Annotated in this window: 19 protein-coding genes and 1 pseudogene; 13 read left to right on the forward strand and 7 right to left on the reverse strand. The window is 72.6% G+C overall.

Going from position 1 to position 22,119, the window contains the following annotated elements; all coding sequences use genetic code 11:
- Positions 1–178 precede the first annotated feature (178 nt).
- Entirely contained in the window at positions 179–1,561 is a 1,383-nt protein-coding gene (locus OG462_RS25400) for a transcriptional regulator (protein ID WP_406061012.1), read from the forward strand.
- Positions 1,562–1,684: 123 nt separating this feature from the next.
- Entirely contained in the window at positions 1,685–3,241 is a 1,557-nt protein-coding gene (locus OG462_RS25405) for a hypothetical protein (protein ID WP_406061014.1), read from the forward strand.
- Between the two features lie 18 nt (positions 3,242–3,259).
- Here the strand turns inward: OG462_RS25405 and OG462_RS25410 are convergent, their stop codons facing one another.
- The gene (locus OG462_RS25410) at positions 3,260–4,561 is read right to left on the reverse strand and encodes an ABC transporter substrate-binding protein (RefSeq protein ID WP_406061016.1); all 1,302 of its coding nucleotides are present in this window, start codon (positions 4,559–4,561) and stop codon (positions 3,260–3,262) included.
- Positions 4,562–4,753: 192 nt separating this feature from the next.
- Here OG462_RS25410 and OG462_RS25415 point away from each other — a divergent pair, with 192 nt between their 5' ends.
- On the forward strand, positions 4,754–5,197 hold the full coding sequence (locus OG462_RS25415; protein WP_406066710.1) for an SCO4402 family protein: 444 nt from the start codon (positions 4,754–4,756) through the stop codon (positions 5,195–5,197).
- 64 nt (positions 5,198–5,261) lie between these two features.
- Positions 5,262–6,113: a formyltetrahydrofolate deformylase gene (gene purU / locus OG462_RS25420; RefSeq protein WP_406061017.1), complete on the forward strand. Its 852-nt coding sequence runs from the start codon at positions 5,262–5,264 to the stop codon at positions 6,111–6,113.
- 27 nt (positions 6,114–6,140) lie between these two features.
- On the opposite strand, the gene OG462_RS25425 is transcribed toward purU, so the two are convergent.
- The 3 genes from OG462_RS25425 to OG462_RS25435 all read right to left on the reverse strand — a co-directional run bounded on the left by OG462_RS25425 (position 6,141) and on the right by OG462_RS25435 (position 8,951).
- The gene (locus OG462_RS25425) at positions 6,141–6,956 is read right to left on the reverse strand and encodes a hypothetical protein (RefSeq protein ID WP_406061019.1); all 816 of its coding nucleotides are present in this window, start codon (positions 6,954–6,956) and stop codon (positions 6,141–6,143) included.
- A 157-nt stretch (positions 6,957–7,113) separates the two neighbouring features.
- Entirely contained in the window at positions 7,114–8,373 is a 1,260-nt protein-coding gene (locus OG462_RS25430) for a maleylpyruvate isomerase N-terminal domain-containing protein (RefSeq protein ID WP_406061021.1), read from the reverse strand.
- A complete protein-coding gene (locus OG462_RS25435) occupies positions 8,370–8,951 on the reverse strand; it encodes a sigma-70 family RNA polymerase sigma factor (protein ID WP_406061023.1) in 582 nt (193 codons plus the stop codon). The genes OG462_RS25430 and OG462_RS25435 overlap by 4 nt, the downstream gene beginning before the upstream one ends.
- Positions 8,952–9,114: 163 nt before the next feature.
- On the opposite strand from OG462_RS25435, the pseudogene OG462_RS25440 reads away from it, so the two are divergent.
- Positions 9,115–9,471 (forward strand): annotated as a pseudogene (locus tag OG462_RS25440) (STAS domain-containing protein); the annotation flags it as partial.
- A gap of 142 nt (positions 9,472–9,613) precedes the next feature.
- Here OG462_RS25440 and OG462_RS25445 read toward each other — a convergent pair.
- Positions 9,614–11,122 carry a class I adenylate-forming enzyme family protein gene (locus tag OG462_RS25445; protein WP_406061025.1) on the reverse strand — a complete coding sequence of 503 codons (1,509 nt, stop codon included), beginning with the start codon at positions 11,120–11,122 and terminating at the stop codon, positions 9,614–9,616.
- 160 nt (positions 11,123–11,282) lie between these two features.
- Here OG462_RS25445 and OG462_RS25450 point away from each other — a divergent pair, with 160 nt between their 5' ends.
- The 4 genes from OG462_RS25450 to OG462_RS25465 all read left to right on the forward strand — a co-directional run bounded on the left by OG462_RS25450 (position 11,283) and on the right by OG462_RS25465 (position 15,366).
- Positions 11,283–12,473 (forward strand): amidohydrolase family protein, encoded by a 1,191-nt coding sequence (locus OG462_RS25450; protein ID WP_406061027.1) that lies wholly within the window; start codon positions 11,283–11,285, stop codon positions 12,471–12,473.
- On the forward strand, positions 12,473–13,609 hold the full coding sequence (locus OG462_RS25455) for an acyl-CoA dehydrogenase family protein (RefSeq protein WP_406061029.1): 1,137 nt from the start codon (positions 12,473–12,475) through the stop codon (positions 13,607–13,609). The genes OG462_RS25450 and OG462_RS25455 overlap by 1 nt, the downstream gene beginning before the upstream one ends.
- Before the next feature lie 8 nt (positions 13,610–13,617).
- On the forward strand, positions 13,618–14,481 hold the full coding sequence (locus OG462_RS25460; protein ID WP_406061031.1) for an acyl-CoA dehydrogenase family protein: 864 nt from the start codon (positions 13,618–13,620) through the stop codon (positions 14,479–14,481).
- 411 nt (positions 14,482–14,892) lie between these two features.
- Entirely contained in the window at positions 14,893–15,366 is a 474-nt protein-coding gene (locus OG462_RS25465; RefSeq protein WP_406061033.1) for an ATP-binding protein, read from the forward strand.
- Between the two features lie 54 nt (positions 15,367–15,420).
- On the opposite strand, the gene OG462_RS25470 is transcribed toward OG462_RS25465, so the two are convergent.
- Positions 15,421–16,347 (reverse strand): cyclase family protein, encoded by a 927-nt coding sequence (locus tag OG462_RS25470; RefSeq protein WP_406061035.1) that lies wholly within the window; start codon positions 16,345–16,347, stop codon positions 15,421–15,423.
- Positions 16,348–16,447: 100 nt separating this feature from the next.
- Between OG462_RS25470 and OG462_RS25475 the strand changes: the two genes are divergently transcribed.
- The 3 genes from OG462_RS25475 (at position 16,448) to OG462_RS25485 (ending at position 19,760) form a co-directional block, all read left to right on the forward strand.
- Positions 16,448–17,380 carry an SDR family oxidoreductase gene (locus OG462_RS25475; RefSeq protein ID WP_406061037.1) on the forward strand — a complete coding sequence of 311 codons (933 nt, stop codon included), beginning with the start codon at positions 16,448–16,450 and terminating at the stop codon, positions 17,378–17,380.
- On the forward strand, positions 17,377–18,426 hold the full coding sequence (locus OG462_RS25480; RefSeq protein ID WP_406061039.1) for a Zn-dependent alcohol dehydrogenase: 1,050 nt from the start codon (positions 17,377–17,379) through the stop codon (positions 18,424–18,426). Before OG462_RS25475 ends, OG462_RS25480 begins: the two co-directional genes overlap by 4 nt.
- Before the next feature lie 98 nt (positions 18,427–18,524).
- Positions 18,525–19,760, forward strand: a complete 1,236-nt coding sequence (locus OG462_RS25485) for an MFS transporter (RefSeq protein WP_406061040.1) — start codon at positions 18,525–18,527, stop codon at positions 19,758–19,760.
- Here the strand turns inward: OG462_RS25485 and OG462_RS25490 are convergent.
- Complete coding sequence (locus OG462_RS25490; protein ID WP_406061042.1) at positions 19,697–20,725, reverse strand: GlxA family transcriptional regulator; 1,029 nt, start codon at positions 20,723–20,725, stop codon at positions 19,697–19,699. The genes OG462_RS25485 and OG462_RS25490 overlap by 64 nt on opposite strands.
- A gap of 68 nt (positions 20,726–20,793) precedes the next feature.
- Here OG462_RS25490 and OG462_RS25495 point away from each other — a divergent pair, with 68 nt between their 5' ends.
- Complete coding sequence (locus OG462_RS25495; protein ID WP_406066712.1) at positions 20,794–22,047, forward strand: MFS transporter; 1,254 nt, start codon at positions 20,794–20,796, stop codon at positions 22,045–22,047.
- Positions 22,048–22,119: the final 72 nt, after the last annotated feature.

Here is a 22,119-nt window from a genome sequence, read left to right on the forward strand (position 1 = left end):
CACGGGCGGGGGCGCGCGGGGGGCCGGGGAGCGGGGGTGGGTACGCACTGGTGGGGGCGTCGGCGGCGAAGTCGCGGCCGACGTGTCCGGTTTCGCGTGTTCACATCGGCATTGACCGGATATTCACCGGGCAGTGATCACTTCTCCGGTGATCACCGCACGGCCTCAGGGGGTACTCATGGCAGCCAGGCCACTCGTTCCGCGTCAGCTCAACGAAAGGCTCCAGGCGCTCATTCAGGAGGCCGGCTGCTCCAACGCCGGCCTCGCCCGCAGGGTCAACATGGTCGGCGCGGAGCGCGGACTCGACCTGCGGTACGACAAGACGTCGGTGGCGCGCTGGCTGCGCGGGCAGCAGCCGCGCGGGCGCGCGCCGGGGATCATCGCCGAGGCCCTCGGCCGCAAGCTGGGCCGTACGGTCACGATCGACGAGGTCGGCATGGCCAACGGCCGCAACCTCGCCGCCGGGGTGGGGCTCCAGTTCGCGCCGACCGTGCCCGGGGCGATCGAGCAGGTCTGCGAGTTGTGGCGCAGCGACGTGGGCCGCCGCGACTTCCTCTCCGGCTCCACGGTCGCGGCCTCCGCGCTCGTCGAGCCCAGCCGGGACTGGCTGATCACGGGCCCGGACGCGCACGTGGCCCGGATGGCGGGGGCGCGCGTCGGGGTCGCGGACGTGGCGGCCGTACGGGAGATGACGGCCGCGCTCGTCGACCTCGACCGGCGGTTCGGCAGCGGGCACGTGCGGCCGGTGGTCGTCCACTACCTCAACAGCGTGGTGTCGGGGATGCTGTCCGGCTCGTACCGGGAGGCGGTCGGCCGGCAGCTGTTCGCGGCGGTCGCCCGACTGACGGAACTCGCCGGGTACATGGCGGTGGACACGGGCGAACCGGGCCTCGCCCAGCGGTACTACATCCAGGCGCTGCGGCTCGCGCAGGCGGCCGGCGACCGGGGCTACGGCGGCTATGTGCTCGCCGCCTCGATGAGCCACCTCGCCGCGCAGCTCGGAAATCCCCGGGAGATCGCGCAGTTGGCACGGGCGGCGCAGGAGGGGGCGCGCGGGAAGGTGCCGCCGCGCGCGGAGGCGATGTTCCTCGCGGCCGAGGCGCGCGGGCACGCGCTGCTCGGGGACGTCAGCGCCTTCGAGACGGCGGCGGGCCGTGCCGTACGGGCTCTGGAGCAGGCCGATCCGGAGTCGGGCGACGACCCGGCGTGGATCGCCCACTTCGACCAGGCGTACCTCGCGGACGAACTGGCGCACTGCCACCGGGACCTGGGGCAGGCGGAGGCCGCGGCGCGGGCGGCGGAGGAGTCGATCGCCGGGCACCCGGAGACGCGCGCGCGACGCCGGGCGATCGGCCTGGCCCTGCTGGCCTCGGCGCAGGTCCAGCAGCGCGAGGTCGAGCAGGCCTGCCGTACGGGCACGCGCGCGCTCGAACTGCTCGGCACGCTGCGGTCGTCGAGGGGCGCGGAGTACCTGGAGGATCTGCGGGAGCGCCTGGAGCCGTATGCGGGGGAGGCGGTGGTGCGGGAGTTCGGGGCGCGGATCGAGCTGTACGCGGCGTAGTCGCCGGTGGGGCCCGTGCCGTTCGAGAAGGTTGTGTAACCGGGCTCACACGTGTGTGCGGAGCCCCGGGCGTACCCGGTAGCGTGAGCCGACGATTCCGTAGGTCCATCAGTAGGAGTCCCGGTGACGCAGAACGGACAGGGTCCGGAGCCGCAGTACCCGGCGGTGCCCCCCGCGCAGAACGGCCAAGGGGTAGCACAGTCGTACGGTGGCGCCTGGGGTCCCGCCGGCGGCTCGCCGGGCGGGCAGCCGCTGCCGCCCGCGCAGCCACTGCCTCCGGAGGCGACGCCGGGCGGCGCCGCCGACATGCAGTCCACCCAGTACCTGGCGCCGATACCGGCGCAGGGCGCGCCGCCGCAGCCCGGCTACGGCTACCCGGGGCCGGGTGCCCCGGGCGGTGCCGACATGCAGGCGACCCAGCACATCGCCCCGGTCCCGGGCGGGATGCCGCCGGTGTCCCCGGTCCCGGGCGGGATGCCCCCCGTGCAGGGCGGGATGCCGCAGGCGCCGGGCCCGCAGCCGGGGTACGGATACCCGCCGCAGGCTCCTGCCGGGATGCCGCACGTCCAGGGTGGGATGCCGCAGGCGTCCGGCCCGCAGCCCGGGTACGGCTACCCGCCGCCGGCCGGGGACATGCAGGCCACCCAGCACATCGCCCCGGTGCCGCCGCAGCAGGGCGCGGGCCCCTCGACCCAGTTCCTGGGCACGGGACCGCTCCAGGCGCAGGGCCCCGGGCCCGCGGGCGCCTCCGACGCGACCCAGTACATCGCCCCCGTCCCGGGGCAGGAGCCCGGTGAGCGGCAGCCGCCGGCCGAGTTCGACAACCTCTTCCGTACGGAGGCCCCGCGGGCGCCGCAGGCCCCGCAGCAGCCGCACGCGCAGGCGTACCAGCAGCCCGCCCCGGCTCCGTACCAGCAGTCGCATCAGCCGCCGCAGCATCAGCAGCAGCAGCACCACCAGCCGCCGGCGCCCCCGCAGCAGTACGCGTACCAGGGTGCCTACTACGACGACGGCGCCGAGCCCGAGCCCTCGCGCCGCAAGTCCCCGGTCGCGCTGATCGCCGCCGTCGTCGTCGGCTGCGCGGTCGTCGGCCTCGGCGCCGGCGCGCTGCTCAGCGGCGGCGACGAGGACAAGGACCCCAAGAAGGGCACCCAGAACGTGGCGGAGAGCTCCGCCACCCCGTCCGGCGAGGCCACGACGGCGCCCGCGGAGAAGCCGGCCGACCCGGCGGAGCCGCAGGCGAAGGAGCTGAGCAAGCTCCTCGCGACCAGCAGCAGCAGCCGCGACACGGTGATCAGCTCGGTCGAGTCCATCAAGCAGTGCAAGAACCTGGACAAGGCCGCGACCGATCTGCGGGGCGCCGCCGAGCAGCGCCGGAGCCTCGTCACCCAGCTCCAGTCGCTGTCGGTCGACAAGATCCCGGACAACCCCGCGCTGACGGCCTCGCTCACCAAGGCCTGGCAGGCCTCGGCGTCCGCGGACGACCACTACGCGGCCTGGGCCGACCAGATGAAGGCCAAGAAGGCCTGCAAGGGCGGCAAGGCCCGCTCGACCAACCAGCTGGCCGAGGCGAACAAGAAGAGCGGCGAGGCCACCGCCGCGAAGAAGCAGGCGGCCGGGCTGTGGAACCCGACCGCCACGAAGTACGGCCTGGAGAAGCGGACGTACACCCAGCTGTAGAGGGAGAGCGGGAGCTGCTCAGGGGGCGCTGAGGACGGTCTCGCCGACGTCGACGAAGCCGGGCCGCTGCGCCACCAGCTGCCCCTTGCGGACCACCTGGAACGTCACCTCGTGGTTGACGATCCGGGGGAAGCTGGGGGCGCCGAGCAGGTCCTCGTACTTCCAGCGCAGGACCGGCGTCAGGCCGCCGGTGTCGATCCGCTCGCCCCGGTCGAGGGCGTGGGCGATCTGGCTCGCGGTGATCGTGTCGGCGTCGAGGGCCTCGACGACCTCCTTGAGGACCGTGTACGCGATCCAGGTGGTCTGGACGCCCGCGTCGGCCGGGTCGACCCGGTTGTCGGCGAAGGCGTGCTCCTGGATGACCTTCCGCATCGGCGCCCAGCTCTTGTCGGACGCCTCCGGGTACCAGCCGGTGACGAAGGCACCCTCGAAGGGGCTGTGGGCGCCGCCCGTGCGGTCGATCACGGGCTGGCCGACGCTGCCGAGGACGGAGGAGATCCGCACGGTCTCGTTCTTCCCGCCGGAGTCGTCGCCGGAGTCTTCGCCGCCGTCGCTGCCGCGCTCCTCCTCCGGGAGGCGGCGGAAGGAGTCGAAGAAGGTCTGGGTGCGCTCGCCGAGCACGGCGGTCACGCAGCCGTCCTTGTCGCCGGCCTTCTTGCGGGCCGTGGTGGCCGGTGCGATGTACTCGGCGGCGTCCTCGACGGCGGGGATGTCGACGGCGCCCCGGTGGCTCGCCTTGCGCAGGCCGGAGTTGAGGAGTTCGGGGAGCTTGTCGCCGGCGAGGGTGTCGGGCCGGACGAGCGAGACCGTACGGCAGGACCCGGCGAGCTGCATGCCGTGACCGGCGATGAGGGCGGCCTGGCCGCCGTTGACCGGGTAGGACAGCGGGCTGGTGAACTCGTCCTCGGATATGCCGTAGCCGCCGATGTACGGGACGCCCGCGGCCTCCAGGGGGGCCATGAAGGCGCGCCCGTTCTGGCTGTACGAGCCGACCACCGCGACCGCGTTCTCGCGGACGGCCCGGCGGGCGCAGGCGGCGGCGCCGGCGGTGGTGTTCTGCTCGTTGCAGGTGAGGATGCGCAGTTCGTGGCCGTCGATACCGCCCTGGGAGTTGACCCAGCGGGCGTAGGCCTGCGCCATGGCGGGCATACCGGGCATATTGGTCGCCCTGGTCTGGTCGGGAGCCCACGTCATGACGGTGACGGGCTCCCTGGAACCCCCCGTGGTCCCAGGGAGCACGCCGCAACCGGTGAGCAACGAAGCTCCGGTCGCCGCGGTAGTGACGTACGCGAGGAGTGAGGTCAGTCGCCGTCCGGTCATGGACACGCACATTTCCGCCTCATGGGTAACGCGGGAGTGAGCCCGGTTCAACGCTGGGTGACGTAAAGGTGAATTACGGGGGCTGCGAGGGGGCGGCTCCGGTTACCGGACAAGGGAACGTACGATCGAAACGTGTCCAGTCCAGTCTCCGGTTCGGTTAACTCTTCCCGTCGCGGCCGTCGCTCCTCCACCATGGGCGGCATGCCGCTCAATGACATGCCGTGGTGGCGCTGGCGCAGCAACGTGCGCTCGGCGCTGCACATGCTCTCCGATCCCGGGTTCCACGAGACCACCTGGCTGGCCGGTCTCGACGGGTACGGCGACGTCACCGACGCCGTCTACCGCCTCGTCGAGGACACCTGGCTCGACAACTGGTCCGCCGAGAAATACGTCGGCTCGATCTTCCGCGACACCGGCGAGGCCGCCCTCGTCGACGTCGCCGTCCTCCGGGTGCTGCGCATCATGCACCAGGTGGGCCCCGACGCCCCCGTCTCCGCCTACCTGCAGCACCAAGGGTGGCCGGAGGCCGTACGGGCCGCCCGCGAGGCGCACGTACACCTCGCGCGGGCGGACGGGGAGGACCCCGACACGCCTCCGCGCTCCCTGGACGTGCTGCACATCATGACCGGGTCCTGACCTCACCGTTCCGTCTGACGGACAGTGGGTCACCCGGCCCGCCCGGGTATGGCAGGCTGACGGGATGACCGACCAGTACGTCCTCACCCTCTCGTGCCCCGACAAGCAGGGCATCGTGCACGCCGTGTCGAGCTACCTCTTCATCACCGGGTGCAACATCGAGGACAGTCAGCAGTTCGGAGACCGCGACAGCGGGCTCTTCTTCATGCGGGTCCACTTCTCGGCCGAGGCCCCCGTGAACGTCGACAAGCTGCGGGCCAGCTTCGCCGCGGTCGGCGATTCCTTCGCGATGGACTGGCAGATCAACCGCGCCGACGAGCGCATGCGGGTCGTCCTCATGGTGTCGAAGTTCGGCCACTGCCTGAACGATCTGCTGTTCCGCTCGCGGATCGGGGCGCTGCCGGTCGAGATCGTCGCCGTCGTCTCCAACCACACCGACTTCCAGGAACTCGTCGGCTCGTACGGGCTGCCGTTCCGGCACATCCCCGTCACCAAGGACACCAAGGCGGACGCCGAGGCCGAACTCCTGGACCTCGTCCGTGAGGAGAACGTCGAGCTGGTCGTCCTCGCCCGCTACATGCAGGTCCTCTCCGACGACCTCTGCAAGCAGCTCTCCGGGCGGATCATCAACATCCACCACTCCTTCCTCCCCAGCTTCAAGGGCGCCAAGCCCTACCACCAGGCGCACGCGCGGGGCGTGAAGCTGATCGGCGCGACCGCGCACTATGTGACGGCCGACCTCGACGAGGGCCCGATCATCGAGCAGGAGGTCGAGCGGGTCGGCCACGAGGTGACCCCGGACCAGCTGGTCGCGATCGGCCGCGACGTGGAGTGCCAGGCGCTGGCGCGCGCGGTGAAGTGGCACGCGGAACACCGCATCCTCCTGAACGGCCGCCGCACGGTGGTCTTCGCGTAACACCCGCCGGCGCGGTGCGGTCAGCCGTCAGCCGAGGAGCGAGCCGTCCGACTCGGCGGCTTCCTCGGTGCTGGGGACGGTGACCTTCACCGGCTTGCCGAGATCGGTGAGCGTGAGCGTGTTGACGGAGGTCGGCACGCCCTCGATGTTCAGCGAGAGACGCACTTTCACGACCTGCTTCCGCCCGTCGACCCACACGTCGGCGGACGCGGGGAGCGGGCCGCCCAGGAGCGTGCGCAGCTTGTCCACCATCGCCCGCCGCTCCTCGGCCATCTCCAGGGTGAGGGCCGCGTGCGGGAGGTGGCCGCGGTAGTGCGTGACCGGGGCGCCGTTCAGCTTCTCCTCGCCGACCCGCGTGAACCGCTCGCTCATGGCGACCTGCCGCAACGTGTACTCGGGGTCGTTGCCGGGCGCCCGGAGCGTGTGACGGGCCTCGACGTCGGCGCGGTCGACGTAGGACCACGGCATCGTCTCGTCGCCGGCGGTGCCGCGGAGATAGATCCGCTTCGAGGTGAGGACCTCCTCGAACTGGGCCGCCGTCCCCATGCCCGTACGGAGGGTGCCCCGGTCGCGCGCGAAGTCGTGGGCGCCGCGGGTCGTGATGACGAACGGAGCAGCCGACGGGCTCGTACCGATTTCCGTCCGGTACGAGAACCGGGCGGTGGTCCGGCCGGTCGCCGCGACGGCGGCGCGGATCGCGCGGGTGTGGTCGGCCGGGGTCGTCGCGACGGCGGTCGGGGTCGGGCGCGTGGCCCCGGCGGCGCCGGTTTCCGGTTCCGCGGTCGCGCAGCCGGCGGTCAGGAGCGCGGTGCAGAGGAGGGCGGGCAGAAGCGCACGACGCACGAGGGGGGAACTCCATGTCACGGGGGGCGGGGTCGTGCCTCCCGGTAACGTGACACGACTCATGCGCTGATCAGCCTATATGCAGCCAAGGACGGCCTCCGGGCGCGGGCGGACGCGGGAGCCGGGGCCGTCCTGGTCGCCGGGATCCTCCGGCTCCCTACAGTCGGCTCAGGGACGCCGCCGCCGACAGGACGTCCTTGATGGCCTCCCGGTCGCCGTCCTGGCCCGCCGCCGCTTCCTCCGGGGAGATGTGGCCCGCCACCAGCTGGCAGAACTCGACCCCGTCCATCGCCACCTGCGCCACCGCCCGTTCCGGTGAGGCGATCGCCGCCGGGGAGTCCAGCGCGATGTACCAGTGGCCGCCGCCCGCGCCCTCCACCTCCAGGTGGAGCGAGCGGCCCGGCGCGCCCGCCGCGACCAGGTGGCGGGCCGGGGACGCGAGGCCCGTGCGGCGGCGGTTCGCCAGGGCACCCGGCAGCAGGCGTGCCGCCAGGTCGATCATGCTGTGCAGATGCGCCCCGCTGGGCGGCGCGTACGGGTACGCCACCGCGTTCGCGATGTCGTCCGCGTGCACCCAGCACTCGAACGCCCGCTCCAGGAGCGAGTCCCGCAGCGGCAGCGCGAAGTCCTTGTACGTGACCGTCAGGTCCGCCACGCCCCGCCCCGCGAACGACACCGTCCGGATCAGCGTGTGGCTCTGGTCCCGCCACGGTCCCCGGATCGAGCGGTTCGGCGGCCGGTCCAGGCCCGACCAGAACGCGTCCGTCCGCTCCGACGGCGACAGCTCCGGAGTCCCCGCGCCCAGCGGGTCCTCCAGGCCGAGCGCCGTCGACACGAGACCGTCCACCGCGAGCAGATGGCCTATGACTCCCGCGACCGTCGCCTTCCGGCGTACGACCCGGTCCCCCTCGTACCACTTCAGCCGTACCGGCGCGTGCCACTCCGACTCGCCGATGTCCCGGAGCAGCGCGTCGAGCCGCGCGGTCTCCGCGTCGTACGGCGTGACCCACTCCGGCACCGGGATCCGCGCCGGCCGCCGCCCCAGGCAGTTCTCGAGCACCCGGGACCGCAGCAGCGGGTCGAGGTCCAGATCACGGTCCTCGTGCAGCAGCGCCACCGCGTCCCGGAGCCGCAGTGCCTCGTCCGCGCACGGCGCGCAGGCCGTCAGGTGGTCCTCGACGGCCTGCGTCTCCCCGGGCGAACACGCCGAGAGCGCCCACGCCCCGAGGAGGGACTTGAGCACCGCGTGGGTGAGGACCGGTACCTCGGGCGCGGGTTCCACCCCGGACTTCTCCTCTTCCGGCTCTTCCCTCGGGCCGGCCGTCAGGTCCGCGTGGTCGTCCGCCGCCCGCCGCGGCCCCGGTATCCACGGGGCGCGTGCGACGTCGTCCCCGTCGTCGCCGTTCGCCCCGGTCACAGCGCCCGTCCGTAGCCGGGCGGACCGCCGCCCTCGGAGGCGGGCCGGTTCGCCGAGGAGAGCAACTGGAGGCCGAGGCGCAGGCGCCGCCGTGCCTCGTCCTCGGTGACGCCGAGGTCCACGGCGGTCTGCCGGTAGTCCCGCCGCTGGAAGTACGCCAGTTCGAGCGCCGCCCGGAGCGGTGTCGGCATGGACGTCACGATGTAGTCGGCGCGGGCCGCGACCGACGCCCGCCGCACCTTCTGCTCCAGCTCCTCCGCCGAGCCGCGGCCCGTCTCCGCGTACGCCGTCGCCTCGGCCTGCCGCAGCCGGTGGACGGCCTGCCGCTGCGTCAGCTTGGCGACCCACGAGCGCATGTTCCCCTGCTTGGGGTCGTAGGCGTCCGGGTTCTCCCAGATGTAGCCGAAGACCTCGCGGGTGATCTGGTCGGCCGCGTCGTCGTCGTCGAGGACCCGGTGGGCGAGGCTGTGCACCAGGGCGGCGAACCGGTCGTACAGCTCGCCGAGCGCGGCCGCCTCGCCGCGCGCCAGCCGCTGCTGCATCCTGCGGTCCCAGCGCGGTGGTGTGTCCATCGCCATCCGACCCTCGCCCCTCCCGGCTCCGGCGGCTCTCTCCGTCTCTTCTCCAAAGTAATGCGCCGCCCCGACAACGCACGACTGTTTGCCGCAAGTACGCCCTTGACGCGGGCCCGGATGGTAAGGAAAGCGTCATCCCCGGGTCCGGGGGTTTCGGCCCGCCCCGGTGGGGCAGGCGGCGACCGTGACGACGATCGAGGTCGACGAGAACGAGTACGGCTCCTGGACGGTGTTCCGCGTGCGGGGGGAAATGGACCTGGTCACCTCCCCCCGGATACGCCGCCGCGTCCACGACGCCGTGGCGGGCGGCCGCCACGACCTGGTGATCGACCTGTCCGCGGTGCGGTTCTGCGATTCCAGCGGGGTGGGGGTGCTGATCGCGGCCCGCCGACTGCTCCGTTCCTGCGGCGGCAGGCTGCGCCTGATCCTCCCCGAGGACCGGGACGGTCACGTCGGCCGGGTGCTCACCGCGCTCGGCGTCCGGCGCCTCTTCGAGCTGTACGAGGACGTGCCGGGGGCCCTGACGGGGACGGCGGCGGTTGCCGAGGTGACGGTCCCCGGGCAGAGCCCGGGCCCGAGCCACAGCCCGAGCCACAGCCCCAGGCAGCACCCCGGCCAGAGCCAGAGCCACAGTCAGGACCCCAGGCAGAGCCCCAGGCGGGGCGTCACCGACCGAATCGCTCCCTGAGCTTGTACTTCAGCACCTTCCGCAGCGTCTCGTTGCGGGGGAGTTCGTCCACGACCTCCAGCTGTTCCGGCAGCTTGTGGACCGACAGGCCCGCCTCCCTCAGGAAGGCCGTCACCGCCGGAAGGGTCAGCGGGGCGGCCCCCGGGGGCTGTTCGACGACGGCGCAGACGCGTTCGCCGCGCTCGGCGTCCGGGAGTCCTATGACGGCCGTGTCGCCGACGTCCGGGTGCTGGTGGAGGAGGTCCTCGATCTCCTTGGCAGAGATGTTCTCTCCCTTTCGGATGATGATGTCCTTGATGCGGCCGGTGAGGACGAGGTGCCCGCTCGGCGTGAGATGTCCGACGTCGCCGGTGATGAGGAAGCCGTCCTCGTCGAAGGAGGCGGCCGTCTGCGCCGGGTCCAGGTAGCCCCGGCAGACGGCCTCCCCGCGGAGCCGTACCTCCCCGGAGTCGGTGATCCGGATCTCCATGCCGGCCGGCGGGCGGCCCTCGGTGGTCGCGAGGTTCTCGGGGGTGTCGTCGGGCGCGCCCATGGTGATCATGGGGACCTCGGTCATCCCGTACCCGTGGGTGAGCTGGCAGCCCAGCTCCTTCCGTACGGCGTGGTAGATCTCCGGCGGCTTCGGCGCCCCGCCGCCGGCGAGCAGCCGCAGGGTGGGGATGACGGGCTCGTCCGGCCGTTTGCGCTGCTCGGCGAGGAACATCGCGTAGAAGGCGGTGGAGCCGCCGGCCACCGTCACCCCGTGCCGCCGGTACTCGTCCAGGGCGTCCGGCAGCGCGAACTGTTCGAACATGACGGCCGGGAATCCGTACAGCAGGAGCATCACCGTGTAGTCGGGCCCGGCGATGTGCGCGTACGGGAAGGCCATCGAGCCGACGTCCGCGTCGTCGAGCCGGAGCGCGTGGGCGAGGCAGGAGCCGCCCGCGAGGAGTGAGCGGTCGGTGTGCAGGACGCCCTTGGGGTCGGAGGTCGTGCCGGACGTCCAGTAGATCCAGCGGACGTCGGTCCCGGAGGAGGGCGGCGGGGGAAGCACCGCAGGGTCGCCGTCGGGGAGGGAATCGGGGCCGTACGCCTCGAAGATGCCGTGCGCGCCGAGTCGCCGGGCCATCTCCGTATGGTCGAATCCACGCCAGACTCCGGGGACGGCGAAGAACTCGGCCTTGGACTCGCGCAGCGCGAAGCCGACCTCCTTGTCCCGGTAGAAGGGGATCACGGGCGTCTGTACGGCTCCGATGCGGGCGAGCGCGAAGGAGAGCACCGCGGTCTCGATGCGGGTGGGCAGCTGCCAGGCGACGACCGTGCCGGGGCGCACCCCCATGGCGTGGAGCCCGGCGGCGCAGCGTTCGGCGCGCTCGCGGAGGCCCTCGAAGGTGAGGACGCGGTCTCCCTGGAGGAGGACGGGCCGGTCGGGCGTGAGGGCGGCGCGGCGTTCGACGAGCTCCCAGAGCGTGCGGGACCCGCCCAGGGCGTGCGCGGTCTGATCCATGACCGTACTCCTCTTGGCTGACGTTCCGTCAGATAGTGCGGTGAGCGTAAGGGTCTCCCGCTTGTCGGTCCAGGGGTGCGGGGCTAGCCTGAGGGCGAACCCGTATCTGACGGTCCATCAGAAACACCGTCGGGAACGCCATCAGAGACATGGAGGGGTCATGACGGAACTGCCCCGCATCATCAGCGTCGACGACCACGTGATCGAGCCCGCCCACCTCTTCGAGACCTGGCTCCCGAAGAAGTACCGCGACCGCGGGCCCCAGCCCCTCACGGCCGGCATCGGCGAGCTCGCCTACGTCGCCGGCAAGTACCAGATCACGATGGACCCGTCCGGCCCGCCGACCGACTGGTGGATCTACGAGGACCTCAAGTTCCCGTACAAGCGCAACATCGCCGCCGTCGGCTTCGACCGGGACGACATGACCCTGGAGGGGATCACCAGGGAGGAGATGCGGCGCGGCTGCTGGGACCCCAAGGCGCGCCTCGCCGACATGGACCTCAACCACGTCGAGGCCTCCCTCTGCTTCCCCACCTTCCCCCGCTTCTGCGGCCAGACCTTCGCCGAGGCCCACGACAAGGAGGTCGCCCTCGCCTGCGTCCGCGCCTACAACGACTGGATGGTCGAGGAGTGGTGCGGGGACAGCGGCGGCCGGCTGATCCCGCTCTGCATCATCCCGCTCTGGGACATCGACCTCGCCGTCGCCGAGATCCGGCGCAACGCCGCCCGGGGCGTCAAGGCCGTCACCTTCTCCGAGATCCCCACCCACCTCGGCCTGCCGTCGATCCACTCCGGCTACTGGGACCCCTTCTTCGCCGTCTGCCAGGAGACGGGCACGGTGGTCAACATGCACATCGGCTCCAGCAGCCAGATGCCCGCCGCCTCGCCCGACGCCCCTCCCGCCGTCCAGGCCTCCCTCAGCTTCAACAACGCGATGGCGTCGATGATGGACTTCCTCTTCAGCGGGGTTCTCGTGAAGTTCCCCCGGCTCAAGCTCGCCTACAGCGAGGGCCAGATGGGCTGGATCCCGTACGCCCTGGAGCGCGCCGACGACGTGTGGGAGGAGCACCGCGCCTGGGGCGGCGTCCGCGACCTGATCCCCGAGCCGCCCTCCACGTACTACTACCGGCAGATCTTCTGCTGCTTCTTCCGCGACAAGCACGGCATCGCCTCGCTCGACGTCGTCGGCCGCGACAACGCCACCTTCGAGACCGACTACCCGCACGTCGACTCGACCTTCCCGCACACCAAGGAGGTCGCCCTCGACCACGTCCAGGGCCTCGACGACGAGACGATCTACAAGCTCATGCGGGGCAACGCCATCCGCATGCTCGATCTGGGCATCGTCTGATGGATCTCGGCTGCACCGACGAGGAGGAGGAGTTCCGGGCCCGGCTCAAGGCCTGGCTCACCCGCGAACTGCCCGGCCTTCCGCCGAGACCCGACCCGCTGGACTGGCCCGCCCGCCGGGCGTACGACTGCGGATGGCAGCGGCGGCTGTACGACGCCGGGTACGCCGACGTGCACGGGGACGCGTCCCCGACCCAGCGGCTGATCTTCCTGGAGGAGACCGAACTCGCCGGAGCGCCCTACGTCGGCGCCAACTTCGTCGGACTCCTGCACGCGGGCCCGACCATCGCCGCCGAGGGCACGGCCGAGCAGCGCGCCCGCTGGCTGCCGCCGGTCCTGCGCGGCGACGAGGTCTGGTGCCAGGGCTTCAGCGAGCCCGGTGCCGGGTCCGACCTGGCCTCGCTCCGTACGCGCGCGGTACGGGACGGGGACGCGTACGTCGTCAGCGGCCAGAAGATCTGGACCTCGCACGCGGAGGTAGCCGACTGGTGCGAGCTGTTGGTACGGACGGACCCCGAAGCGACCTCCAAACACCGGGGCATCAGCTGGCTCGCCATGCCCATGGACGCGCCGGGCATCACCGTACGACCGCTGCGCACCCTCGCCGGCTCGACGGAGTTCGCCGAGGTCTTCCTCGACGAGGTACGGGTGCCCGTCGAGAACCGGGTCGGCGAGGAGAACGACGGCTGGAGGGTCACCATGGTCACCCTCTCCTTCGAACGCGGTACCGCCTTCGTCGGCGAGGTCGTCGCCTGCCGCCGCCTCCTCGGCGAACTCGCCCGTACCGCACGGAAGAACGGCACCTGGGACGACCCCGTCCTGCGGCGCCGCCTCGGCAGGCTCTCCGCCGAGTTCCAGGCGCTGTGGCGGCTCGTCCAGGCCAACGTCAGCGAGGCCCAGGCGACGGGCGGGGTGCCCGGCGCGGGCGGCTCCGTCTTCAAACTGCACTACTCGCACGCCCGCCAGGAGCTGTACGAGGCCGCCGCCGCCGTCCTGGGCCCCGACGCGCTCGACCTCGGCCGCGACTGGACCCTCGACCGGCTGTCCTCGCTCTCGTACACGATCGCGGCCGGCACCTCCCAGATCCAGCGCAACATCGTCGCCGAGCGCATCCTCGGCCTGCCGAAGGGCCGGTGACCGCCGCCATGGACTTCCGACTCACCGAGGACCAGCGGGCCCTGCGCCGGGGGGTACGGGACCTCCTGGAGGGCCGCTTCGGCCGGGAGGCACTGCGGACGGCGGTCGACTCCGGCGGGGGACTGGACCGCGAGCTGTGGCGGGAGCTCGGGGAGGCGGGCTTCTTCGCGCTGCGGCTGCCGGAGGGCGAGGGGGGCGTGGGGCTCGGTCTGCCGGAGGCGGTGCTCGTGTTCGAGGAGGTGGGGCGGGTGCTGCTGCCGGGGCCGCTGGTGGCCACGCACGGGGCGGCGGGGGCGGTGCCGGGGGCCGCGGAGGGGGTGGTCGTCGTGACCGAGGTGTCCGAGGGCCTGGTCCCCTGGCTGGACGCGGCCGACGTCGTGATCGGCGACGTGTCGGGAGCCGTCCCGGTGCGGTCGGTCGACCCGTTGACGCCCCTGCACCGGGTACCGGGCAAGGAGGGCGCCACACGTCTCGACGCGGTTCTGCTGACCGCCGCCGAGCAGGTCGGAAGTGCCGAGCGGACCACCGAGATGGCTGTCTCCCACGCCCGCGAGCGGGAGCAGTTCGGGCAGGTGATCGGGGGGTTCCAGGCCGTCAAGCATCTCTGTGCCGGGATGCTGGTCCGTACCGAGCTCGCCCGCGCCGCCGTCCGGGCCGCCTCCCTGACCGCCGACCCCGTCGAGATCGCCGGCGCCAAGCTCCTCGCCGACGAGGCCGCGACCGGCAACGCCAGGGACTGTCTCCAGGTGCACGGCGGCATGGGGTTCACCTGGGAGGCGGACGTGCATCTGCACCTCAAGCGGGCCTGGGTGCGGTCCGAGCTGCGGTTGCCCGCCGCGCGGGCGGAGGAGGCGGTGGCCGCCGGACTGTGATTCCGCTGTCGCTCTCCGCGCCCGTCGGGTCACGGAATGTTGATACCTGCTTGTGTCCTTCGGCGGGGCCGTCACGGCCCGGAGTCGGCCTCCGGCTCCGGTACGCTCCGTGGGATGCGAGTGCTCGTTGGCCCGGATCGTCCCGGTGTCGCCCCTGAGGTGACTCCGGGCCCGGGAATGCGCGCCGCTCGCGCCCCGAGGAGGCGCCCCGCGCGCTCCTGTTCGACTCCCCGCAGCGCGCGTCGCACAGTATGGACTACGCGTACTCCTTCGCGCTGGAATATGCCCGAAGCGCTTGTTGCGGTGACTGTACGTCAACCATGCTGTCTCACAAGGGAATCACGTTCCGTAAGGGCGTCGATGGCTGTGAGGCGCGAGGCGATGTGTCCGCCGGTTCGGATGGTGTGAGCGGTGCAGGTGCTTCAGGTTCAGTTGGAGGTCGGGCCGGACCCGGCGGAGGTGGGGCGAGCCCGGAGGTGGGCCCGGTCACGGCTCGTCGTCTCGGGCATACAGGATGACGAGCCGCTGGCCGAGACGCTGGTGCTGCTCATCTCCGAGCTCGTGACCAACGCCGTGGTGCACACCGGCTGTCCGGCCGTGCTGCGGATGCTGTTCGCGGCCGAGGGCGGGGTGCGGGTCGAGGTGGCCGACACGAGCGACCGCCCCCCGCAGCCCCGGCACGCGGAGGGCGACGACACCAACGGGCGCGGCCTGGAGCTGGTGGACGGCCTCGCGGACCGGTGGGGCTGGCAGCCCGAGGGCGCCGGGAAGAGCATCTGGTGCGAGGTGGACCGGGCGGCTCCGGCCACGCCTTCGCCGGGCCGGGGACCCGGTCCGGGCTCGGGTCCGGGGGCGTCGGTGGCGCCCGGCCGGGTGCACTGCTGACGGTTCGCGGCCGGGTGGCGGCGGCTGAGCCGCCACCCGTCGACGTGCCACGGCTCAGAGGATGGCGACCGGTGCCACCGGCGTGCCCGTACCGCCCACGAAGGGCTCGGGCATCGCGGAGAGCAGGAAGGCGTGGCGCCGTTCTTGTGCACAGGCTGTGGACAGGGCTTCCAGATTCCAGTTCTGCCCCTGGAGCATGCCCATCTCGACCAGGTCGAGGGCGTGCACGGGCAGCCACAGGTCCTCGATCTCCGGCGGGAAGATCTCGAAGGTGAGGGTGTCGTTGGCGACGGCCGCGACGCCCCGGGCGTGGAACCACTCCGGCGTACGGATCGAGAGCCCGGGTGACGGGAAGGCGTATCCGTGCCGGTCGCCGGCCAGGTACGACTGCATCTGACCCGTCCGTACGAGCACGATGTCGCCGGACCGGACCGTCACCCCGCCGAAGTCGGCGGCCTCGTCCAGGTCCTCGGGGGTGACGGCGTGGTCGCCCGGCAGCCGGTCCAGGCCCTTGGCGGCGGCCACGTCGAGCAGGACCCCGCGGCTCACGAGGTGGCGGGCCGTGTGGATGCCGCTGAACTCGGAGCGGCCGTGCGGGGTGATGGTGCCGGCGGGGCGGCCGTTGTAGATGTGGCCCGAGTGCGAGACATGGGTCAGGGCGTCCCAGTGGGTGCCGGCCTGCAGGCCGAGGGTCACGGCGTCGTCGCTGGTGGCGACCGTGCCGGGGCCGAAGAGCTCCTGGTTGATCTGGACCATGACGTGGAGCGGATTGACCCGGCCGGGGATCATGCCGGTCTGGACGCCGTCCTGTTCGAGGTCGACGGCGAGGGGGATGCGGCGGCCGGTGCGGACGGTGGCGACGGCGTCCCGTACGACCTCGTCCGTGACGAGGTTGAGGGTGCCGATCTCGTCGTCCTGGCCCCAACGGCCCCAGTTGTTGACGCGCTTGGCGATCTCGTGGAATGCGGCGGGCAGAGACATCGGGGCCTCCGGGGTCTTGTTTTCCGGTATCTGACGGACCGTAGAATCCTGACGACGAATGAATCTAACGGACCGTCAGAAACTGCGGGAGGGGCCGGGCGTGGGGAACTTCTTGGCTGGCAAGGTCGTCGCTGTGACGGGCGCGGGACGGGGCATCGGCCGCGCCGTGGCCCTCGCGTGCGCGGCGGAGGGCGCGAAGGTCGTCGTCAACGACTACGGGGTGTCGATCGAGGGCGGTGAACCGACCTCGGAGATCGCGCTGTCGGTGGTGAAGGAGATCGAGGCAGCGGGTGGCACGGCGGTCGCGGTCGCCGACGACATCTCGACGATGGCGGGCGGGCAGCGGATCGTCGACGTCGCCCTCGCCGAGTACGGGCGCCTGGACGGGGTCGTGTGCGTGGCGGGCATCCTGCGCGAGCGGATGCTGTTCAACATGTCCGAGGAGGAGTGGGACCCGGTCGTCGCGACGCACCTGAAGGGCACGTTCACGGTCTTCCGGGCGGCCTCGGCGATCATGCGACGCCAGGGGACCGGGACCCTGATCGGCTTCACGAGCGGCAACCACCAGGGCTCCGTCGCCCAGGCCAACTACTCGGCGGCCAAGGGCGGGATCATCTCGCTCGTACGGTCGGCGGCGCTCGGCCTCCACAAGTACGGGGTGACGGCGAACGCGGTGGCGCCGGTGGCGCGGACCCGCATGTCGGCGAACGTCCCGATGGAACTGAAGGAGATCGGAGAGCCGGAGGACGTGGCGGCCCTCGTCGTCTACCTGCTCTCCGAGCGGGCCCGGGAGGAGAAGATCACCGGCCAGGTCTACACGATCGCCGGCCCGAAGATCGCGGTCTGGGCCCAGCCCAGGGAGCTGCGGGCGGGGTACGCGGAGGGCGGCGCCTGGACACCGGAACGCATCGCGGACTTCCTGCCGGGGACCGTGGGCGTGGACCCGATGCCGATGCTGGCACGCCTTGAGGAGATGGCACGGGCCGCGGCGGCGGGCGACCGCCCCAACACGAGCAAGGAGAACGGCTCATGAGGGGGGTGGTGTTCGACGGGAAGCAGGTCCGGGTCGTCGACGACCTGGAGGTGCGCGAGCCCGGGGCGGGGGAGGTGCTGGTGGGGATCGCGGCGGCCGGGCTGTGCCACAGCGACCTGTCGGTGGTCGACGGGACGATCCCGTTCCCGGTGCCGGTCGTCCTCGGCCACGAGGGCGCCGGGGTCGTGGAAGCAGTCGGGTCCGGCGTCACGCACGTCGCCCCCGGCGACCACGTCGCGCTGTCCACGCTCGCGAACTGCGGGGCCTGCGCCGACTGCGACCGCGGGCGGCCCACCATGTGCCGGAAGGCCATCGGGATGCCGGGGCAGCCGTTCTCACGGGGCGGCCGGCCGCTCTACCAGTTCGCCTCGAACTCCTCGTTCGCCGAGCGGACCGTCGTCAAGGCCGTCCAGGCCGTGAAGATCCCCCAGGACATCCCGCTCACGTCCGCGGCCCTCATGGGCTGCGGGGTCCTCACCGGGGTCGGGGCCGTGCTGAACCGGGCGAAGGTCGGCCGGGGAGAGACCGTCGTGGTCATCGGCACCGGCGGGATCGGGCTCAACGTCCTGCAGGGCGCGAGGATCGCGGGCGCGCTGACGATCGTGGCGGTGGACACGAACCCGGACAAGGAGGCGGTGGCCCGGCAGTTCGGCGCGAGCCACTTCCTGACCTCGACGGACGGGGTACGGGAGATCCTCCCCACCGGCGCCGACCACGTCTTCGAGTGCGTCGGGCACACCGGGCTCGTCCGCACCGCGATCGACCTCCTCGACCGGCACGGCCAGGCGATCCTCCTCGGCATGACGGCACCGAAGGCGGAGGCGAGCTTCCTGCCGGCCGCGATGTTCCTCGACAAGTCGGTCCTGGGCTGCCGCTACGGCTCGTCCCGCCCGCAGCGGGACATCCCGCTCTACGCGGAGCTGTACCGCTCGGGCCGCCTGCTCCTGGACGAACTGGTGACGTCGACGTACCCCGTGGAGGAGTTCGAACGGGCCGTGGGGGACGCGGAGGCGGGGAAGGTGGCGCGCGGGGTGCTCACCTTCTGAGACGGCGGGCCGCCCCTGGGGCCTGTCCGGCCCTGATCCGCCGGACAGGCCCTGAATCCCCTGGGTGACGGGATCACCCGAGGGCTACGGTCATGGCCATGTCCTACCGCGAGCTCGCCACCCGCCCCGTCCTCGCCTGGTGCGCCGTCACCGCCGCCGGACGGCTTCCCGTCGCCATGGCGCCGCTCGCGCTCGTCTTCCTCGTGCGCGAGCGGCCCGGCGGGTACTCCCTCGGGGCCGTGCTCGCCGCCGCGTACGTCATCGGTGAGATCGTCGCCGCCCCCGTCCTCGGCATGCGGATGAACGCCGAGCGGGCCCGGCCGCAGCTCGCCGCCGGACTCGCCGTCGGTGCCGCCGGGTTCGCCGGGCTCGGGTTCGCGCCCGGCGCGCACCCCGTCGTCCTCTCCGTGCTCGCGCTGCTCGCGGGCGCCGGACCGGCGGCCGTGGCGGGCGGGCTGCGCGCGCTCCTCACGAGCATGGTCCCCGAGCGGGCCGTCACCCAGGCGATGAGCATGGAGTCGATGCTGACCTTCGGCGTCTGGGCGGCCGCCCCCGCGCTCGCCACCGGCCTCGCGCTCGGCGTCGGCCCCGCCGTACCGCTGCTCCTCATGGCCGTCCTGATGGCGCTCTCGGTGGCCGGGATGTGGCTGCTGCCGGTCGGCTGGGCGGCCGAACCGCCGGAACAGGGGGTCTCCGCGCGGCGGGCACTGCTGCGGGCCTGGCCCGTGTACGTCCTCGGGGCCGCCGGGCTCTCGCTGCTCGCGCTCGCCGAGCTGCTCCTGCCCGCCCTGCTCGAACAGCGCGGGATCGCCATCGGCTGGGCCGGTCCGCTGCTCGCCGGGTTCTCGATCGGCTCGGCGGTCGGCGCCTTCGTCTACGGCCTGCGGGGGCACTGGCCGGGCCCGCTGCTCGTGCAGTCCGTCGTCCTGGTCCTCGCGGTGACCGCGGGCGTCGCCCTCGTCGCCCTCCTGCCCTGGACCGCCGTCATCGGCGTCGTCCTGGTCGCCGCCGGACTCCTCCAGGCCCCCGCCGCGCTCACCCGCAACCTCGCCCTGCGCCGGCTGCTCCCGCCGTCCGCGCTCGCCGCCGGGTACTCGGTCATGTACGCGGCCGTCGGCGCCGGTTACGCGGCGAGCGGCGCCCTCGCGGGCGGCCTGCTCAAGGTCGTGGCCCCGTCGACCGCGATCCTCTACGGCGTCGCACTGACCGTGCTGCTCACAGCGGTCGGCGCGGTGGGGGAGCGGCGGCTGAGCCGCCGCGTCCCCGCGGTTCAGGAGGGGGCCTCCGAGGAGGCCGACGAGGCCGAGGCGGCGGTGCGGAAGGTGCGGCGGTAGGACGTCGGTGTCACCCCGATCGCGCTCATCAGGTGGACCCGCAGCGACTGGGCCGTGCCGAAGCCCGCGTCCTGGGCGACCCGGTCGACGGGCAGGCCGGTGGACTCCAGGAGGTGCCGGGCCCGTTCGACGCGCTGCTGGGTGAGCCACTGGCCGGGGCTGATGCCGACCTCGTCACGGAAGCGGCGGGTGAACGTCCGTACGCTCATCGCCTCCTTCTCGGCCAGGTCCCGCAGCTGGATCGGCTCGTGGAGGTGGGCGAGCGCCCACGCGCGCGCGGCGGTCGTGGTGTGGGTGCCGGCCTCCGGCAGGGGCCGCTCGATGTACTGGGCCTGACCGCCGTCCCGGTGCGGCGGTACGACGGTCCTGCGGGCGACGTCGTTGGCGACCGCCGTGCCGTGGTCGCGGCGCACGATGTGCAGGCACAGGTCGATCCCGGCGGCCACGCCCGCAGACGTGAGGACGTCGCCGTCGTCGACGAACAGGACGTCCGCGTCGACCCGTATGCGCGGGAAGAGCCGCTGGAAGTGCTCGGCCGAGGACCAGTGGGTGGTGGCCGGGCGCCCGTCGAGGTATCCGGCGGCGGCGAGCACGTACCCACCGGTGCAGATGGAGACGAGCCGGGTGCCGGGCCGGATGTGGGCGAGCGCGGCGGCCAGCTCGTCGGTGAGCCTGCCCTCGTCGTAGACCGGACCGAGCTCGTACGAGGCCGGTACGACGACGGTGTCGGCGGTGGCGAGGGCCTCCGGGCCGTGCTCGACGTACACGGAGAAGTCGGCGTCGGTGGGGACGGGACCGGCGACCGGGGCGCAGGTGACGATCTCGTACAGGAGCCGCCCCTCGGGGTCGCGGGCGCGGCCGAAGATGCGGTGCGGGATGCCCAGTTCGAAGGGGAGGAGACCGGGCAGCGCGAGGACGGCGACGCGGTGCGGCGTCGGCACGGTCGGCCTCGGTGACGACGGCACGGGCGGTGTTCCCTCCGGTAGTCGGTCGAAATTCACTGGTGGTCCAGACCACATGGGTGATAGGCCAGCTGTCCGTGACGGACAACACGTACAAGTCTGAGGCCGCCGAGCGGATTCCCGCCCCGGCCGAGCCGCCCGCACTGTGGAACCGTAACTTCCGGCTCTTCTTCGTCGCCCGGGGCGTCGCCGTCTTCGGCGAGGGCATGGTCCCGGTCGCCTTCGCCGCCGGACTCCTCGGCGCCGGACACTCCGGCGCCACCGTCGGCTACGCGCTCGGCGGCTGGACCGCCGCCTTCGCGCTCTTCGTCCTCTTCGGCGGCGTCCTCGCCGACCGGTTCACCGCCCGCCGCATGATGATCCTCGCGGATCTGCTGCGGCTGCCCGGAGCGGCCGTCCTCGCCGTCTCCTTCACCCTCGGCAGCCCACCGCTCTGGGCGGTCTACACCCTCTCCGTCCTCAGCGGAGTCGGCGCCGCCCTCTTCCAGCCGGGCGTCGCCTCCACCATCCCGCGCATCGCCCCCGACGTGCAGCGCGCCAACGCCGTCCTGCGGGTCGTCGAAGCCCTCATGATCATGGCGGGCCCGGCGGCGGCGGGCGTGCTCGTCGCCGTGTGGAACGCGGGCGCCGCCTTCGCCGTCAACGGCGTGACGTTCGCCGTCAGCGCCCTCTGCCTCACCCTGATGCGGATCGCCCCCATCCCGTCCGACTCCCTGGAACGCGACTCCCTCGGCGCCGAACTCGCGGGCGGCTGGCGCGAGTTCAGAGCGCGGAACTGGCTCTGGGGTGTCATCGCCATCTGGACGGTGTACGGGCTCACCGTCGCCGGCCCCATGGTGCCGCTCACCGCGAGCCTGGTCACCGGGGACCACGGCTCGGCCACGTACGGCGTGCTCATGGCCGTCAACGGCGCGGGCAGCGCCGTCGGTGGCCTGCTCGCCCTCCGGCTGCGCCCGCGCATGCCCCTCGCGGCGGGCGCGGTCGCACTCCTCGGCCTCCCCGTCAACCTCGCCCTGCTCGGCCTGGGCGCGCCCGTGGCGCTGCTCGGCGCGGGCCAGTTCATCGGCGGGGCGGCCTTCGCCTTCTGGCTGGTGATGTGGTCGACGGCCGTCCAGACGCACGTACCGCAGGAGGCCCTGAACCGGATGCACGCGTACGACGTGGCCGGCTCGCTCCTGATGATGGGCGTCGGCCGCACCCTGTCGGGACCGGTGGCGGCGGCGGTCGGCACGGAGACGGTGCTGCTGACGGGGGCGGGCATCGCGGTCCTCGTGGTGGCCGCGCTGCTCCTCGTACGCCCGATCAGGACGCTGCCGAGGGTGTGAGAAAGCAGCGATCGGTGTCCCGATCCATTCGAAAGCTGTCGTCCGGGCCAATGGTCGGGCGCGGGGCGGACC

This window comes from Streptomyces sp. NBC_01077 (assembly GCF_045162855.1).
GTDB lineage: Bacteria > Actinomycetota > Actinomycetes > Streptomycetales > Streptomycetaceae > Streptomyces.

What these genes read in the sequence shown, in the direction of transcription:
- OG462_RS25400 (WP_406061012.1), top strand. Translation starts at nt 179, where the DNA reads ATGGCAGCCAGGCCACTCGTTCCGCGTCAGCTCAACGAAAGGCTCCAG.
- OG462_RS25410 (WP_406061016.1), bottom strand. Translation starts at nt 4,561, where the DNA reads ATGACCGGACGGCGACTGACCTCACTCCTCGCGTACGTCACTACCGCG.
- OG462_RS25415 (WP_406066710.1), top strand. Translation starts at nt 4,754, where the DNA reads ATGGGCGGCATGCCGCTCAATGACATGCCGTGGTGGCGCTGGCGCAGC.
- purU (WP_406061017.1), top strand. Translation starts at nt 5,262, where the DNA reads ATGACCGACCAGTACGTCCTCACCCTCTCGTGCCCCGACAAGCAGGGC.
- OG462_RS25435 (WP_406061023.1), bottom strand. Translation starts at nt 8,951, where the DNA reads ATGGCGATGGACACACCACCGCGCTGGGACCGCAGGATGCAGCAGCGG.
- OG462_RS25445 (WP_406061025.1), bottom strand. Translation starts at nt 11,122, where the DNA reads ATGGATCAGACCGCGCACGCCCTGGGCGGGTCCCGCACGCTCTGGGAG.
- OG462_RS25450 (WP_406061027.1), top strand. Translation starts at nt 11,283, where the DNA reads ATGACGGAACTGCCCCGCATCATCAGCGTCGACGACCACGTGATCGAG.
- OG462_RS25455 (WP_406061029.1), top strand. Translation starts at nt 12,473, where the DNA reads ATGGATCTCGGCTGCACCGACGAGGAGGAGGAGTTCCGGGCCCGGCTC.
- OG462_RS25460 (WP_406061031.1), top strand. Translation starts at nt 13,618, where the DNA reads ATGGACTTCCGACTCACCGAGGACCAGCGGGCCCTGCGCCGGGGGGTA.
- OG462_RS25470 (WP_406061035.1), bottom strand. Translation starts at nt 16,347, where the DNA reads ATGTCTCTGCCCGCCGCATTCCACGAGATCGCCAAGCGCGTCAACAAC.
- OG462_RS25480 (WP_406061039.1), top strand. Translation starts at nt 17,377, where the DNA reads ATGAGGGGGGTGGTGTTCGACGGGAAGCAGGTCCGGGTCGTCGACGAC.
- OG462_RS25485 (WP_406061040.1), top strand. Translation starts at nt 18,525, where the DNA reads ATGTCCTACCGCGAGCTCGCCACCCGCCCCGTCCTCGCCTGGTGCGCC.